The 15,220-nt window shown below is 67.9% G+C and carries 10 protein-coding genes; 2 read left to right on the top strand and 8 right to left on the bottom strand.

What is annotated here, in order from left to right:
- The first annotated feature begins 125 nt into the window (after positions 1 to 125).
- Entirely contained in the window at positions 126 to 1,127 is a 1,002-nt protein-coding gene (locus C5F75_RS30950) for an FHA domain-containing protein (protein ID WP_059581358.1), read from the top strand.
- Positions 1,124 to 5,170, top strand: a complete 4,047-nt coding sequence (locus C5F75_RS30945; RefSeq protein WP_059582166.1) for a TOMM system kinase/cyclase fusion protein — start codon at positions 1,124 to 1,126, stop codon at positions 5,168 to 5,170. The genes C5F75_RS30950 and C5F75_RS30945 overlap by 4 nt, the downstream gene beginning before the upstream one ends.
- 423 nt (positions 5,171 to 5,593) lie before the next feature.
- Here the strand turns inward: C5F75_RS30945 and C5F75_RS30935 are convergent, their stop codons facing one another.
- The 8 genes from C5F75_RS30935 to C5F75_RS30900 all read right to left on the bottom strand — a co-directional run bounded on the left by C5F75_RS30935 (position 5,594) and on the right by C5F75_RS30900 (position 15,219).
- Complete coding sequence (locus C5F75_RS30935; RefSeq protein WP_059581353.1) at positions 5,594 to 6,166, bottom strand: AidA/PixA family protein; 573 nt, start codon at positions 6,164 to 6,166, stop codon at positions 5,594 to 5,596.
- 128 nt (positions 6,167 to 6,294) lie between these two features.
- Complete coding sequence (locus tag C5F75_RS30930) at positions 6,295 to 6,849, bottom strand: AidA/PixA family protein (RefSeq protein ID WP_059581350.1); 555 nt, start codon at positions 6,847 to 6,849, stop codon at positions 6,295 to 6,297.
- A 242-nt stretch (positions 6,850 to 7,091) separates the two neighbouring features.
- Positions 7,092 to 8,276, bottom strand: coding sequence for an NAD(P)/FAD-dependent oxidoreductase (locus C5F75_RS30925; RefSeq protein ID WP_081066502.1), 1,185 nt, complete (start codon positions 8,274 to 8,276; stop codon positions 7,092 to 7,094).
- A 9-nt stretch (positions 8,277 to 8,285) separates the two neighbouring features.
- The gene (locus C5F75_RS30920) at positions 8,286 to 10,406 is read right to left on the bottom strand and encodes a LodA/GoxA family CTQ-dependent oxidase (protein ID WP_099318139.1); all 2,121 of its coding nucleotides are present in this window, start codon (positions 10,404 to 10,406) and stop codon (positions 8,286 to 8,288) included.
- An 82-nt stretch (positions 10,407 to 10,488) separates the two neighbouring features.
- Entirely contained in the window at positions 10,489 to 11,766 is a 1,278-nt protein-coding gene (locus C5F75_RS30915; protein ID WP_124659251.1) for a hypothetical protein, read from the bottom strand.
- Positions 11,767 to 12,137: 371 nt separating this feature from the next.
- On the bottom strand, positions 12,138 to 13,229 hold the full coding sequence (locus C5F75_RS30910; protein ID WP_059581342.1) for a porin: 1,092 nt from the start codon (positions 13,227 to 13,229) through the stop codon (positions 12,138 to 12,140).
- Between the two features lie 168 nt (positions 13,230 to 13,397).
- Positions 13,398 to 14,120, bottom strand: a complete 723-nt coding sequence (locus C5F75_RS30905) for an SDR family NAD(P)-dependent oxidoreductase (protein ID WP_059581339.1) — start codon at positions 14,118 to 14,120, stop codon at positions 13,398 to 13,400.
- Complete coding sequence (locus C5F75_RS30900) at positions 14,098 to 15,219, bottom strand: 2,3-butanediol dehydrogenase (protein ID WP_059581336.1); 1,122 nt, start codon at positions 15,217 to 15,219, stop codon at positions 14,098 to 14,100. Before C5F75_RS30900 ends, C5F75_RS30905 begins: the two co-directional genes overlap by 23 nt.
- Position 15,220: the final 1 nt, after the last annotated feature.

Genomic DNA, 15,220 nt, shown 5'->3' with positions numbered 1-15,220 from the left:
CTGATCGGAAAAACAGGTAACGAGGCGGCGAACGTGCGACCGTTCGCGATCATTGAATCAATCGCTTGTCCGGCAACGTCGATGCGGCACTCGAACGATCCGGGCGAATCCGACACGGGGCGGCCATGGCGATACTCAAGAACGACGCTTCCGGAGAAGCATGCCTGCTCCGCGCGTATCACGTGTTCGGCCGCGACGACGCGCGCTGCGACACGGTCATCCGGGACGGCTCGGTGTCCCGCGTCCATGCCCATGTCCGCTGGGCCGGCGGGCTCTGGGAACTCCACGATCACAGCAGCAACGGCACGTCGGTATCGGGCGTATCGCTGCGCGACGGCGAGCATGCGGTGCTGCGGCAAGGCGACGTGATTCGCTTCGGCAGGGCCGGCATCGCGCCCTGGCGCGTCGAATCGCTCGACGATCCGGCCGATACGCTGTGGCCGATCCGCGGCGCCGTCGCGCCGATCGTGCTCGCGCCGCGCCAGATCCTGCCGGCCCCTGCCGCGCAGCCGGTCACGATCGTCCGATCGCCGGCCGGCGAATGGCTGTGCGACGACACGCTGCCGCCGCGCGCGCTCCATGACGGCGACGAAGTGTCGACCGGCGACTTCGCATGGCGCCTCGCCCTCGCGCGCCAAGGCTCGACGGTGACGCTCGCCGCCCACGCCGATCCGGCCGCGCCGGCGCAACTGCTCGAATTCTTCGTCAGCCGGAACGAGGAGCACGTGCGCATGCTGCTGCATGTCCGCGGCGGCGTGGTCGACCTCGGCGAGCGCGCCCATCACTACAGCCTCGTCACGCTCGCCCGCGCGCGCTCGGCCGACAGGCAGGCCGGCCACGACGCCGCCACGCAGGGATGGATCGAGCTCGACCGGCTCGCGCGCATGCTCGGCATCGACACATCCCACGTCAACGTGCAGATTCATCGCGCCCGGAGCCAGTTCGCGGCGCTGCCCGGGCTGGGCGCCAGCCAGCTCGTCGAGCGTCGGCGCGGCAGCGTCCGCTTCGGCGATGTTCCGTTCCGGATCGTGCGCGGCGAGCATCTCGAATGCGAGTGGGTGCCGACCGGCGGACCGCGTCCCGGCGCGCCGCGCGCGGTGCCGGGCCCGGTCGTCCATTGTCCGTGAACGCCGGAGGCCCGGCCGTGCTGCCGATCGTGTCCCGCGCGCCCGCCGGGCCGGATGCATCTGAACCGCCGAGGCATGCGGCGCCTTTCGCGACGCTCGCCGGCAGATGGCATTACCGGCTCGGCGCGCTGCTCGGCGAAGGCGGCAACGGCGTGGTGTTTCGGGCGACCTGCGACGAGACGGGGCTCGCGGTCGCGATCAAGCTGATGCGCGACGACGCCGCGTTGATCGCGCCGGAGCGCATGCGCCGGCGTGCGCGCTTCCGGCGCGAGACGAGCCTGTGCGAGGCGCTGCGGCATCCGAACATCGTGGCGCTGCTGGACCAGGGGCAGGCGCCCGACGGGCGGCTGTTCGCGGTATTCGAACTGGTCGAGGGCCGGACGCTGCGCGACCGGCTCGCCGCGGACGGGCCGCTGTCGGCCCTCGACACCGGGCGGCTGATGACGGAAGTGCTCGACGCGCTCGCGGCCGCCCATCGGCGCGGCATCGTGCATCGCGATCTGAAGCCGCAGAACGTCGTGATCGCGATGGCCGACGACGGGCCGCACGCGAAGCTGCTCGATTTCGGCATCGGCGCGTTGCTGCCCGGTACCGAAGACATCACGCGTCGGACCGCGACGCTCGCGACCGAGGTGCTCGGCTCGCCGCCCTACTGTGCGCCCGAGCAATTGCGCAACGAGCCGCCGACGCCCGCCAGCGACCTGTATGCGTGGGGCCTGATCGTGCTCGAATGCCTGACCGGCGAGGTCGTCATGCAGGGCGCGAGCGTGGCCGAGATCCTCCATCAGCAGCTGAGCCCCGTGGATGTCGCGCTTCCACCGCCGATCGCGGCGCTGCCGCTCGGCGCGGTTCTGCGGCATGCGCTGAACAAGAATCCTCGGCAGCGCGCCGCGTCGGCCGACGCGCTCGCGGCGCAGTTTCGTGCGCTCAACTTCGCCGCGCTCGTCGGCCGGTTCGACACCGGTTGCACCGGCCGCCGCGCGCGTGCGCGCTCGCTTGGGTCGCGCGGCGAGACGATCGCGGAGGGGGGCGAGTACCGGCAGATCACCACGCTGTGCTGCTGCGTGACGATCGCCGGAGAGGGCCGCCAACGTCGTGCCGGAACCGAGCAGGGGATGGCGCTCGACGGCTACGAGGCGCAGTGGCTGACGAAGTGCGCCGATATCGCGATCGGTTACGGCGCGCACGCGGGTGGACGGCTCGGCGACACGCTGCTGTTCCATTTCGGCCTGCAAGGGGACATCGACTGGCCCGCGCGTCGCGCGGCGCGGGCGGCGCTCGACATCGTGCGCGTCGCCGAGCGTGCGCGGCTGCCGGTGCCGTCGGCCGCCGGCGGCAGTGCCGGCGGCGCGGAAGAAGGCTGGCGAGTCGAAGTGGCCGCCGCGATTCACGTCGGGCAGATGCTCGCGCATGCGTCGCACATGTCGGGCGCGTCGACGCCGGCCGCGGCGTCGCGGCTGCTGCGGCTGGCCAGGCCCGGACAGATCCTGATCAGCGACGATGCGCGGCTCGTGCTCGAACGGCATGCCGATTCGCGTCCGACCGCGTTGCGGCTGCCGCGCGCGGGCCTCGTGTCGCAGCCGGTTCATGAATTGCTCGGCGAGCGGCACGCCGATACGCCGTTCGATTCGCTCGACGCGGGCAGGCGGACGCCCATGGTCGGCCGCGCGCGCGAATTCGACGTGCTGTTGCGCGCGTGGCAGGACACGCACGAGCGGCATCGTCGCGCGATGCGTGGCGAGCAGCCGCGCGGCGTGCCGCGGCTCGTCGTCGGCGATGTGGGCTTCGGCAAGTCGCGGCTCGTGCACGAACTGTGCGAGGCCGTGCGGACGCGCGGCCATGCCTTTGCGCATTGCGGGTGCCTGCCCGAACGCGAGAATCATGCGTTGTTTCCGGTCCTGAGATTCATCGCCTCGCACTGGCACGTCGACGCCGACCACGCGCCCGGCGCCGCGCTCGCGGCGATCGACGCGATGATCGCACCGCTCGATTGCGACCATGCGGCGGCGCGTGTCGCGCTCGCGGCCTGGCTCGGGCTGCCCTGCGATGCGAACGGGCTCCTGTGGTCGAGCGCGCGCGAACAGCACGCGCTGTTCGACGTCCTCGAGCAACTGATCGTGTCGCTCGGCAACGGCGCGCCGGTGCTGCTCGTGATCGAGGACGTTCAGTGGCTCGATCGCTCGACCGAGGATTTTCTCGCGTATCTGCAGCACTCGCCGCGCGCGGCGGCACTGTGCATCGTGCTCACGTCGCGCCCCGACAAGCTCGCGCGCTGGCGCGGCGCGACCGACCGCCTGGTGCTGCGCCGCCTGCCGCGCGACGACGCGCAGCGCCTGATGTCGGCGCATCTGGGCCCGGGCGCGTTCGATCCGGCGTGGCTCGACCGACTCGCCGATCGCACCGCGGGCATCCCGCTGTTCATCGAGGCCGTCGCCCGCGAACTGACGGTGAGCGGCGCGGACGGTCCGATTGCCGAGCCAGCGGCAACGGACCCGTACCCGCTGCCGCTCGGTCTCGGCGGCATGCTCGGCCTGGCCTTCGACCGGATCGACGACGCGCGCGACACCGCGCAGTTGGCCGCGACCATCGGGCTCGAAGTGGATGCGCAATTGCTCGCCGACGCGTCGCCGCACGATCGCGCCACGCTCGACGCACATCTGCGGCTGCTGCTCGAAGAGCGGATCGTGTACGCGCAGCATCGGCGCGACCGCGTGTTCTATGCGTTCCGCCATGCGCTGATTCGCGACGCCGCGTACGAATCGATGCCGCCTGCCGTACGGCGCGGCAATCATGCGCGCGTCGGCCGTGCGCTGCTCGCGCAGGCCGATCGCGGTGCCGGTGCGCATGCGTTCGGCGTCGCCGCGCACTTCGCGCGCGCAGGCGCGTACGCGGACGCGATCGCGCACGGCATCGATGCGGCGCATCGCGCGCTCGAGCGTTCGCGATACGACGACGCGATCCGCTACGGGCAGGCCGTGTCCGACTGGCTCGCTACTGCCGATCACGCGCGGCGCGAGCACGACAGTGCGCGCATCCGCGCCACGTTGACGCACGCGACGATGGCGCGATTCGGCTGGGCCGACCCGCGGGTGCGCGAGCATGCGGAGCAGTTGCTGCGGCAGACGCAGACGCTCGACGATCCCGAACTTGAGATCAGCGCGCTGTGGACGCTGTCGACGTACTACCACGTCGCCGGCGACCGTCCGACCGTGCGCCGGATCGGCAAGCGGCTCGACACGCTGGCGACCGAGCGCGGCGATGCGGGCGTGCAGGTCGCGGCGGACGCGATGCGCGGTATGAGCCTGTGGATCGACGGCGACTATGCGCGCGCCCGTGCCGCGTTCGACGCGGTGCTGGCTGGCTACGACGTGCGACGCGACGCGGGGCACCGGCGCGTCCTGGCGCTCGATACGCGCGCGTGGGCGATGGCGTCGCTCGCCAGCGTGCGCTGGTGCATGGACGACGATCCGCAGCCGTCGTTCGCGATGGCGCGCGAAGCCGTCTATTGCGCGACCTGTCTCGATCATCTGCCGACGCTCGGCGTCACGATGCTATACCTCGCGCGCACGCATCAGCTCGCCGGAGACCGCGACGCGGCGCGAGCGGTGTCGGAAGCGATTCTCCGCCTCGCGGACGAGCACCGGCTGCGGGCAGTCGGGCATTACGCCGCGATCATTCATGCGTGGGCGCAACGCGATCGCGCGGGCGTCGTCGCGCACCTCGATGCGCAGCGGCAGTCGGGCGGCCTGCTCGGCATGACCTACTACGCGTCGTTGCTTGCCGAGCTGGATGCCGAACGCGGCGACTACGGCGCGGCGCTCGCGCAGGTCGGACAGTGTCTCGCCTGGTGCGAATCGAGCGGCGAACGGTATTACGAAGCCCAGCTGTTGCTCAAGCAGGCCGAGTTCTTGCGCCGGGCCGATCCGCGCTGCGGCGGCGTGGCCGCGCTCGATGCGTGCCGGCGCGCAGCCGAAATTGCAACGACGGCGGGCATGGGCCGGATCGCGAGGCTCGCCGAGGCGACGTTGCAGTCGTTGCCGTAAGCCGTTCAAACCGACATTCAGCAGAGCAGACGACCGCGCGACCGTCATCCGGGCGATCGCCCTCGCCTGGCATTCGCCGACGTTTCTCGACAAGCTCGAGGCCGGTCCGCCGCACGCTGACGACGCGGCGCTCCGGAGTGCGCTCGACGCGGCCGGTATCGACATTGAAAGGGAGTCCGAACTGACTATCGCGATCGCCGATACGCACGACCGCGACGATCTCGCCGTATGCGTCGCCCGCGCGGCGGTGTGACGAAGCGGAGCTTAATCCGGCGCTGCGGTTTCCATGACCTGGCCTCGGGTCCGCCCGTGGCCGGCTGCGGGATGGAACCGCCAACGGGAAAGCGGAGAATGAGCCGAGGTCGTCCGCCGGGCATGGTCCGGCGCCTTGTTCCGGGTTGCGTCCAAGGCGCCGGCTCGAGTTCACCTGTCGGTGATGGTGATGTACGGATCCCAGGTGACATAGCCCTTCAACTGCGCGTGCCGGTCGTAAATCGCGACGACGAACGTATAGGTCTCGGTGCCGGGGCTGAGCACGGTGGCTTGCGCGTAGTAGTCCGCGCGCGGCTCTTCGTTCACGCGGTTGTTGTCGGGCCAGCCCGGCGCGGGATAAGGCTCGGTGACGTTGGCGGTGAGGTACGAAACCTGCCCAAGCCGATTGGGACCGATCGCAGTGAAGCGATACAGGAAGCACTTGTAGTCCGCCGTGTCGGTCAACGACACGGTGCGCCAGCGGATCACGTCGTTGACGCTGGCCTTGATCCGCAAATTGCTGCCCGCCTCGCCCTGGTCGACGCCCTGCAACGGGCCCTGGCCGTAGCCGTACGCCGCATTCGCCAGCGTGGTGATCATGTAGACGGTGTCGGGATTCTGGCCGAGAGGGGTCGGCGCATCCGGACGCTTGCTGAGCGAGTTGGCGTTCCTGTTCAGGATTTCCTCGACATCGAACGCGGTCAGGACGTCGATGATGTTGTAGGTGCTCAGAATTTCAGGCATGACAGCTCCTTTTCGATTGTACGGCGTTGAAAAAACGATGCTTCGGCCAGCGGCGCCGATGCAGTACGGACCGCCGGGCGCATGAAGCCGGCGCGGCCCTTCCCGACATGCGGGGCGCCCGTGCGCGTTCAGTTGCGGATCGTGATGGACGGGTCCCACTGGAAGTAGCCCACCAGCTCGCCGTTGCGCTGATACATCGCCACGACGAACGTATAGGTGGCCGAGCCCTGGCTGCGCGCCGTGGCTTGCCAGTAGAAGTCCGAGCCGGGTCGTTCCTTCACGCCGTTGTTCGGCCAGCCCGGTGCCGGATCGGGTTCGCTCGGGTAGGTATGTTCGAACGTCGGCTGAGACAGCGGCGGGTCGTTCGGGGAGGTGACCGAGAGGAACTTGAACGTGTGGATGAAGCACTGGTAGTCCGCGACGTCGGTCAGCGAGACGGTGCGCCACCGGACGATGTCGTTGACCTCGACGCGCATGCTCAAGTTGCTGCCGGCCTGGCCGGAAATGACGTTCCTGTCCGTGGTGATCATGTAGACCTCGTCGTAGCCGTTGGACGGCAACGGAGTCGGTCTGGTCGGATCCTGGCTGAGCTGCTTGCCCGGCTTTTGATAGCCGAGGATTTTTTCGACGTCGAACGCGGTCAGGACGTCGACGATGTTGTAGGTACTCAAGATCTGGGACATGGCAGTTCCTTTCACGCTTGATCGTTGGCGAAACACGCCGCCGCGCGACGATGCCCGGGGCGCTTGCACCTCACTCGTCCTGCGAGACCGCGTTCGGGAAGAACGCGGACCTCGCAGGCGTAACGACAGCGTAGGAAGAATCGGATTGCGAAGCGATTACACGCGGTTACAGCGTGCGTGTGACGACGCATGCGGCGTGCGATGGTGTCGGTGCGGGACAGCAACCGTGTCGCGCAAGGCGTTCAGGCAAGGCTCGACGCCTCGGTGCACTGCCGCCAGAAATCCGCTGCCGGCCAGCGCTGCTCGAGGCCGTAGAAGTGATGCCGCATCTGCAGGTAGCGCCGGTATTGCGCGTCGACCATCCGCGCGAACGCTTCCAGTGCATGCGGATCGCCATCCATGTGCTTCCGGATGGTTTCCGCTGCGGCAATGCCGTTCGAGATCGATTTGACGATGCCTTGTGCCGTGATCGGATCGTAGGCCGAGGCGGCGTCCCCGATCGCCAGCCAGTTGTCGCCGTACAGTCGATCGAGGTGATGCGACGGCGCTGGATACGACTTCACGCGCAGATCGGACAGATCGAGGCCCAGGTCGCACACGAGCTGCCATGTGCGCCGCGCGGCCTGCAGCATGCGACGCCATGACTCCGCCCGATACAGCCGCATCGTCCGGACTGCCGGCGCATGCGTGGCGAACATAACGACGACCATCCTGCCGGGCACCGATGCGAGGTACCACCAGCCATGCTCGACCGCTTCGAGGTGTGTGAGCATCGAAGCAGGCGCGCCGGTGTCCGGCCGCGCAAGCCTTGCCGCGATGCAGATCAGCGGATTCGCGTCGAGCCGTGTCGCGCCGCGTTGCCGGGCGAATGCCGCGCGCGCGCCGCTGGCATCCACGACGAAATCCGCCTGAACGCGCGACGCGACATGGGTCGCCCGTCCCAGGCTCAATGTATGCCCGGACGGGGCATGCGGCGCGGATGCCAGCAACGTATGGCCGGTCAGCAATTCCGCCCCGGCGGCGCGCGCCTGCGAGGCGAGGAATGCGTCGAACCTGCGCCGGTCGAGATGCCAGCCATGCCCGTGCGGGCTCAGCACGGAGTCGTTATAGCCGCGTTTGTCGCTGCCCCAGTACGAGCAGCTGCCGTAGCAAGGCTCGTGCGCTTGCGCGACGAAGGCGGCGTCGATGCCGAGGCGGCGGAACAGAATCCGGCTCTCCGGCGGAATGCTTTCGCCGATCCGCGCGTCGGCATAGGAACCGGCCTCGACGAGCAGAATGTCGGCGATGCCGGCCCTTGCCAATGCCAGCGCGCAACTGCTGCCCGCCGGCCCGCCGCCGATCACCGCGACCCGGTAGCGGGCCCGGTCGGGTGCCGGTGCGGCCGGGCGTTCGATGGACGGCGTCTGCACGATCCGTTCGGCGAGCATCGTGCGACCTCAGCTGTTATCGGGCGGCAGGAGCGGGTCGGTCACGGTGTTGGGCCATGGCTGCACGAGGTTGCTGTAGTCCTTCTTGAAGAGGCTCTGCACTTCGAGGTAGTAGTTCGGCGGATACTTGCCGTCGTACTCGTCTATCGCTACGCCCTGTATCACGAAGCCGATCTTGTCCCAGTCGAGCAGGATGTCGACGCGATTCTGATAGCGCCCGACGTTCATGGCCGGCGAATTGAAGGTCTTGCTCGAATCCTGCTGAATGGCGGCCGTGCCTTCGCCGCGTACCGAGTAACGCTGCACGGGCAGCGCGCCGTGGTTCGCGACCAGGTCGTCGTAGGTGTAGACGGCCACTGGTCGCTGCGCGGGCCACGACCAGTACAGGGTCGTGTTCACGCCGCTATACACGTTGCTGCCATCCGGATCGATTTCGCCGCCCGGATTGGGTGTGGGCAAGTGGGTCGAGCAGGAGTTGTAGTCCGTGTGCCACGGAATCGCCATGAATTTGCACAGATCGCCTGGCTCGACCGGGTTGCCGCGCAGCGGGAAATAGCCGACGCCGAGGAACGGCTGGTTCGCGCTGACGGTCGTGTAGTCGAGCGGGCGCATGTTGATGCGGAACGGGCCGACCGCCGGGCCACCCGTGCGGCTGGTCTGCCAGTTCGGGTTGTACAGGTTGGGGTCGCGGACGATGAACGTCAGATCGATGCCGGGGCTGAACCGCCCGCCGAGGCAGTTCGACAGCACGTTCCGGTCGAGCGCCTCGCCCGGGCCGTACGATACCGGCGACGCTTGCTCGGACAGGCCGTTCGCCCATTGCCGGACGAAGAAGTACTGGGCCCGGGTCAGCGTCAGGAAGCTCGCTTGATTGTCGCCGAGCGCGAGCGGCATCAGCGGCGAGCCGACCGCTGCCGCTGGCGACCGCGGATCCGGATCCCGAATGAACGACATGATGTTGAACGGCGGCCTGGCGGCCGTCAGCTTGTCGATATTGTCGTGGCTCTTCATCGCCGTGGCCGGCAAATTGGTATTCCACATCTGCAACGACGCGGCCCGCAGGATCGGGAAGATGTATTCGTCGAACGACGGCCGGAAATCCTCCCGGTAAACGCCTTTGTCGTGGATGTCGGGTCGCAGCCCGAATGTCTCGATCCACGTGGCCAGGATCTCGTCCCACAGCGTCACGATATTTCTCGTCTGAGGCGCGTACGACGGGTCGGTCGAGACCACCCATGCGCCGCTGTCGACGGCGCGGGCGGTACCGTCGTTGAACACGAGGATCGCCGTGACGGGGCCATCGCCGGTATCGTCGAGCCAGTTGTCGTTGTCGACGTCGTGCACCAGCGGAGCGTCGGCGTTGGCGCGGCCGTTGGCGTCGAATCCACACGCGAAGCCATATGCGCCCAGCACGAGCAGCCGCCCGTTCGATTCCGTGGTCAGCGCGCCCAGCGTGGTGATCGGATGGCTGCCCGTGCCGGGCGGCAGGTTCGCGACGTTCGACGCGGGAAACGCGACCGGATAGCGCGGCACGTCGACGATATCGCCGGTGGCCGAGCCGTAACTGGCTCGCGTGTTCTTGTCGAATGGGACGGTGCTGCGCGAGGACGCCTTGATCGCGCGCGGCCCGGCATCGATGATCAGCTTTTGCAGCCGTGTCTGGTTCGACGGATCGGACGTCGATGCAAAGCTCGCGTTGCGGATCGGCGGATGCTGGCCGTTCTCGTACGCGGCCAGTCCCGCCGGCGTCGCCTCCATGATCCAGCAGTTGGCCTTCTTGTTGGCGAGGTGCACGGTCCACACGATGTCCTTCACAACCTTGCCATCCACCGACGAACCGATCACGACTTCGGCGCCTGTCCCGGTCGGGTAACGTGTGAGCGCCGCGTCGTCGTACTGATAGATCCTGAAGCGCGCGGCTTGCCGCTTGAGGCGCCCCGCGGCGTCGCGCAGGTCGCTGCTCGTGATCGGCGTGCTTTCCGTGCCCGGCTTGATCGGCAGGCCGCCGGTGAGGGCCTGCCCGTCGAGAGGCAGGCCGGCCGAGGTCTCCGGCGCAATGTAGTACTCCTCGCTGCTACCGACACGCGCGAAGCCGATAGCGGGATGGATGCGTAACTTCGTGTTTGTCATGACGGGCCTCTGGAATCTCGATGGCGGTCGCGCAGGCGGTCGCCGTCCTGCACGGATGGATGGCAGCGAAACCGGGGCGACGCTATCGCCGGATCTGTGGGTTGTTCATGTACTTGCGCAACAGGATGTGGCTCGTGCTGATGTCCTTGCCCGGCAGCGTCAGCGTCAGGTCGTTCGTGTCGGTGACGGCCATCGTGTTGTGACAGCTGAAGCATTGATGCTTCGAAACCTGGTTCTGCGTGAAGGTCTCGATGACCGAGTTGGACAGTTTCGGCGTGCCGCGGATGGCCTTGGAGTCGAAATTCGGGCTCCAGTCCGGGTGGAACGGCTCGTCGGGATCCTTGATCCAGACCGCGCCCACTTCCCTGTAGTACTGCCAGATGGAGTTGTTCTTCACCAGGCGGGCCAGGATGTCGCCGTTGAGCTCCGTGATGTTGGCCTGGTTCGTGCTGTCGGCCCCGCCATACTGGTATTGCCGGCACACCTGCGTGACCGGCGCCAGGATCTGCGTCTTCTCGTCGATCGTCACCCGCGACGCATTGTTGACGTTGCAATCCGACGCCTTGGTGCCCGCCTGGTAGAACGTGAACGACTTGTCGGAAACCGGTTGCGACGGGCGCTGGTTGGGCTGGAAGTCCGGCGCGTTGTCGACGTGCTCGAACGTCGACCAGATCGCCTCCGGATGACCCTTGACGACCCACGCGATATGAAACCCGACCAGCGCGACCTTCACGGTGGCGGTGCTGGGTTGCGGCGGGATGCCGACCGCATTGCCCGTCTTCGCCAGCAACTGAATTCTCGCGGTGGTCGTGTAGAAGCGGCTCGTGTCTTCATTCGCGCCGACGATTTTCCACGCCGCCTTCAGCGACAGCGCGCCGGTGGTGAATTCGAGCGTGGGTCGCGCGTTCTGCATGCCGGCACGCGTGTACAGCTTGTTGGCGATCGAGAAATCGCGATAGATCGGATTGATGTACATGTTCGTGTAAACCGCGCGGCCATTCCGGTCGATCACGATGCCGAGCGAATCGGCCTGCTGCACGCCGTCCAGCACGTGCTCGGTGGGCAGCGCCACGCTAGGATCGATGGCTGCATCGGAATACAGGCTGTCGAAGCGCGGCGCGCCGTTCAGCGTGTCGGTGAGCCAAAGGAACGCGTGCCAGGAGAAGCGGTGGAAGTTGCAATTCTCGTTCTTGGGATCGTTCGGATCCTGGAACTGCGGATCGAGATAATTTGGCTCGGTGATGCCGGCGGAAGTAAACCACTGGTCGAATGCCGTGCACGGCTTTGCCGCCGCGGGCTGACTGAAACCGGCGCAGCAGCTGATCATCGCGACCGCCACGCAACTGCCAAGGTTTTTCATGCGCTTCTCCGCTCGTTCAAGGGTCGGTGGGGCAAGACGCCGGATGCGGTCCGACGCAGTGCGCTCGCCGTGCTGTCCGGCGTCGCAATGCGAAGCGAACGGTTTGCTGCATCGAGGATGGAAGTGGGGGCGACGGCAATTTCCGTTCGAACCCAAGGCTAGGTCGGCGATGTTCTCGAATCAATTACACGCGATTACGCCGCCGGGGCAGGTTGCAGACCGTGTTGCCGATGCCGGCCATTGAATCGAAAAAGGAAACGGCGTGACGATGCGAGACGGGCCCGTCCGGTTGCGACGCCGCTGCGATGCCGGCGCCGGTTACGCCGTACGCTCGCCGGCGCCGCGCGTGCGCCGGCGGAATGATCCGCCCATCAGAACCGCGCACTGATCCCCACCCGCGCGATCGACTGCAACGCGCCGCTCGCCGCGCCGTCCGCGTCCATCACGCCGTTGATCTGCGCGTGCCTGCCGCGGCTCGCGCGCTGATGCACGCCCGCGACGTACACCATCGTGCGCTTCGACAGCCAATACTGGACGGCGGCGAGCAACTGGTGCGCATGGGCATTGTCGAGCGTGTCGTTGCCCTTCATGTACGTGTAGCTCGCCCCGATCACCCAGGCCGGCGACGGATGCCATGCGGCGCCAGCTTCCGCCGACCACGCGAGCGCGCCGTTCCGCGCATTGCGCACGGTCGTGAAGAGCGCCTTCCCCGTGACCGTGCCGACCGTGTAGTGCATGCCGGCGCCCCAGTTGCGCACGCTGGTGGCGGGCATCCCGCCGGCCGCGCCGTATTTCTGATTCGTATAGGCGGCGCCCGCGCCGAACGGGCCGTTGTCGTAGCTTGCGCCGACGCTGACCGTGTTGTTCGCGCCGATCGATCCCGCGACGTTGCCGAAGCCGTACAGCGCGCCGATGGTTAGGCCCGACAGCGACGGGCTCGTGTACTTGACCGAATTCGCGACGCGATTGCTGCCGGCGACGCGGTCCCAGTCGAACGCGCCGGTCGGGTTGTTCGGTAGCGCGAGCCGGTCGAACGGCCCGTTGCGAAAGCCGTACAGGCCGACGAGATCCTGCGCGATCTCGTTGCCGCCGGCGGCGAGCGAATCGACCATGAACTCGTACTGGTTGCCGAGCGTCAGCGTGCCGTACCGGTCGTTCTGCAACCCGACATAGGCCGTGCGCGCGAACAGCCCGCCGCCGATGATCGAGCCGTTGCCGAGCGAATACTGGTTGACGAGCCGGAAGATCGCGCGCGTGCCCGCGCCGAGATCCTCCTTGCCTTCGAAGCCGAGCAGGTTCGGAAAGAAGATGTTGTCGCCGAATTTCGCGGCGCCGTGGCCGTCTTGATTGCTGACGTAGCTGATGCCGGCATCCATCAGCCCGAACATCGTCACGCTGCTCTGGGCGAATGCCGCGGCCGGAAGCGTGCAGGCCGCGAGCGCCAGAAGGGTCTTTTTCGTCATCTCCAAAGTGCTCCTCACATGTTTCCGATCGAGTCGGATATTTTTTAATGGGACTACTGATTGATACGAATAAACCGAACCGGGTGAACCCGGTTCAGCGACAATCGAAGGGAATCGCGATGTGCAACGGGCATCGGCGGGTCGCGCCGATGCGTCAAGCGTCGTGTGCTACACCGTCGAATACCCGCCGTCCACCGGCACGATCGCGCCGGTGACGAACGACGCGCCGGGCGAGCACAGGAACAGGATCACTTCCGCGACTTCGTCGGCCGTGCCCCAGCGCCCGAGCGGCGTGCGCTCGAGGATCCGTCGCGACGCCTGCGTGTCGGCCATCAGCCCGCTGCTGAGCGGCGTGTCGATCCAGCCCGGCGCGACCGCGTTCACGCGAATGCCGTGATCGGCCCACGCCTGCGCGAGCGAACGCGTGAGCTGCGCGATACCGCCCTTGCTCGCGCTGTACGCGGGCCGGTCCCTGCTGCCGAAGTACGTGTACATCGACGCGATATTGACGATGCTGCCGCCGTGGGCCGCCAGCGCGGGCAGCGCGGCGTCTGATGCTCGCATCACCGACGTCAGGTTCACGTTCAGCACGCGCTCGAACTGGTCCATTCGGTATTCGTCCGCGTGGCGGCTGATGCCGACGCCGTTGACGAGCACGTCGAGCCGCGGCAGCGCGGCGATCGTGCGCGTCAGTGCCGCGCCGTCGGCCACGTCGAGCTCCACGCACCGGACGCCGGCATGCACTGGCGCATGCGGGCCGGCCGCATCGAGCCCGAGGGCGACGACCGATGCGCCGGCCTGCGCGAACCGCAGCGCGGTGCGCGCGCCGATCCCCGACGTGCCGCCCGTCACGACGACGGACTGCCCTTCAAACGTCCACTGACGACTCATGCTCGACACTCCCGAGGGTGGATGCGCGGCGGGCCGGCCGCTGCGCGGGTGAAACGAGGATCTTGATCTGCGCGCGGTCGGCGAGCAGCGCGTCGAAGCCGTCGGTGACGGCGTCTTCGAGCGACACGGTGCGCGTGACGATCGACGTGAGGTCGAGCGCGCCCGACGCGACGATGCGCAGCAGGTCTTCGTACGCATGCCGATAGCCGACGCTCGCGGTGAAGGTCAGCTCGTCGTTGACCGCGCGGAACGCGTCGAAACCCGCGTGCGGCATCAGGCCGACCATCACGACGCGGCCGCCCTTGCGCAGCGCCTGCATCGCGGATTCGAACGTGACCTGCAATCCGGCCGCCTCGAAGCTCGTATCGACGCCGAGCCCGCCCGTGGCCGCGCGAATCGCGTCCTGCAACGCGGACACATCGAGCCCGCGCGGGTCGAACGCATGCGTCGCGCCGAAGCGCGTGGCGGCCGCGAGCCGTTCCGGCGACACGTCGACGGCGACGATCGTCGTCGCGCCCTGCAGCTTCGCGAGCATGATCAGCAGCAGGCCGATCGGCCCGAGCCCGAACACCGCGCAGGTGTCGCCGAGCCGCAGTTCGGCGCGCCGCAGCGCGTGCAGCGCGACGGCGGCCGGCTCCATCACCGCGGCCTGTTCGAGACTCACGCCGTCGGGCAGGCGATGCAGCATGTAGGCCGGCACGACCGCGAAGTCGGCCATCCCGCCGTCGCCCATCAGCCCGGCGAAGCCCATCGACACGCACAGGTTGTACGACCCCGAGCGGCAGTACGCGCACTGGCTGCAGCGATACTCGGGCTCGACCGCGACGCGGTCGCCGGTGCGCAGCGTCGTCACGCGTTCGCCGACTTCGACGACGGTGCCGCAGAACTCGTGGCCGAGCGTCAGCGGCGCGGTGCGGCGCGACAGCGGATGCGGCGCGTCGACCGGAATCGCGTGCGGGCCGTCCGCGTATTCGTGCAGGTCGCTGCCGCAGATGCCGCAATACGCGACCGCGATGCGCACGTCGCCTGGCCCGATGCGCGGCGTGTCGATTTCGACGAGACGGACGTCGCGCGCGCCATGCCATTGAAGTGCGCGCATG

Source organism: Burkholderia anthinoferrum (assembly GCF_002925705.1).
GTDB classification, from domain to species: domain Bacteria; phylum Pseudomonadota; class Gammaproteobacteria; order Burkholderiales; family Burkholderiaceae; genus Burkholderia; species Burkholderia semiarida.
Note: the sequence above shows the minus strand (reverse complement) of the source record. Positions and strands in the feature narration are given on the sequence as shown.

Excerpts from the sequence above, each read along its gene's own strand:
- C5F75_RS30950 (WP_059581358.1), top strand. The coding sequence starts at position 126 with ATGGCGATACTCAAGAACGACGCTTCCGGAGAAGCATGCCTGCTCCGC.
- C5F75_RS30935 (WP_059581353.1), bottom strand. The coding sequence starts at position 6,166 with ATGCCTGAAATTCTGAGCACCTACAACATCATCGACGTCCTGACCGCG.
- C5F75_RS30930 (WP_059581350.1), bottom strand. The coding sequence starts at position 6,849 with ATGTCCCAGATCTTGAGTACCTACAACATCGTCGACGTCCTGACCGCG.
- C5F75_RS30925 (WP_081066502.1), bottom strand. The coding sequence starts at position 8,276 with ATGCTCGCCGAACGGATCGTGCAGACGCCGTCCATCGAACGCCCGGCC.
- C5F75_RS30920 (WP_099318139.1), bottom strand. The coding sequence starts at position 10,406 with ATGACAAACACGAAGTTACGCATCCATCCCGCTATCGGCTTCGCGCGT.
- C5F75_RS30915 (WP_124659251.1), bottom strand. The coding sequence starts at position 11,766 with ATGAAAAACCTTGGCAGTTGCGTGGCGGTCGCGATGATCAGCTGCTGC.
- C5F75_RS30910 (WP_059581342.1), bottom strand. The coding sequence starts at position 13,229 with ATGACGAAAAAGACCCTTCTGGCGCTCGCGGCCTGCACGCTTCCGGCC.
- C5F75_RS30905 (WP_059581339.1), bottom strand. The coding sequence starts at position 14,120 with ATGAGTCGTCAGTGGACGTTTGAAGGGCAGTCCGTCGTCGTGACGGGC.
- C5F75_RS30900 (WP_059581336.1), bottom strand. The coding sequence starts at position 15,219 with ATGCGCGCACTTCAATGGCATGGCGCGCGCGACGTCCGTCTCGTCGAA.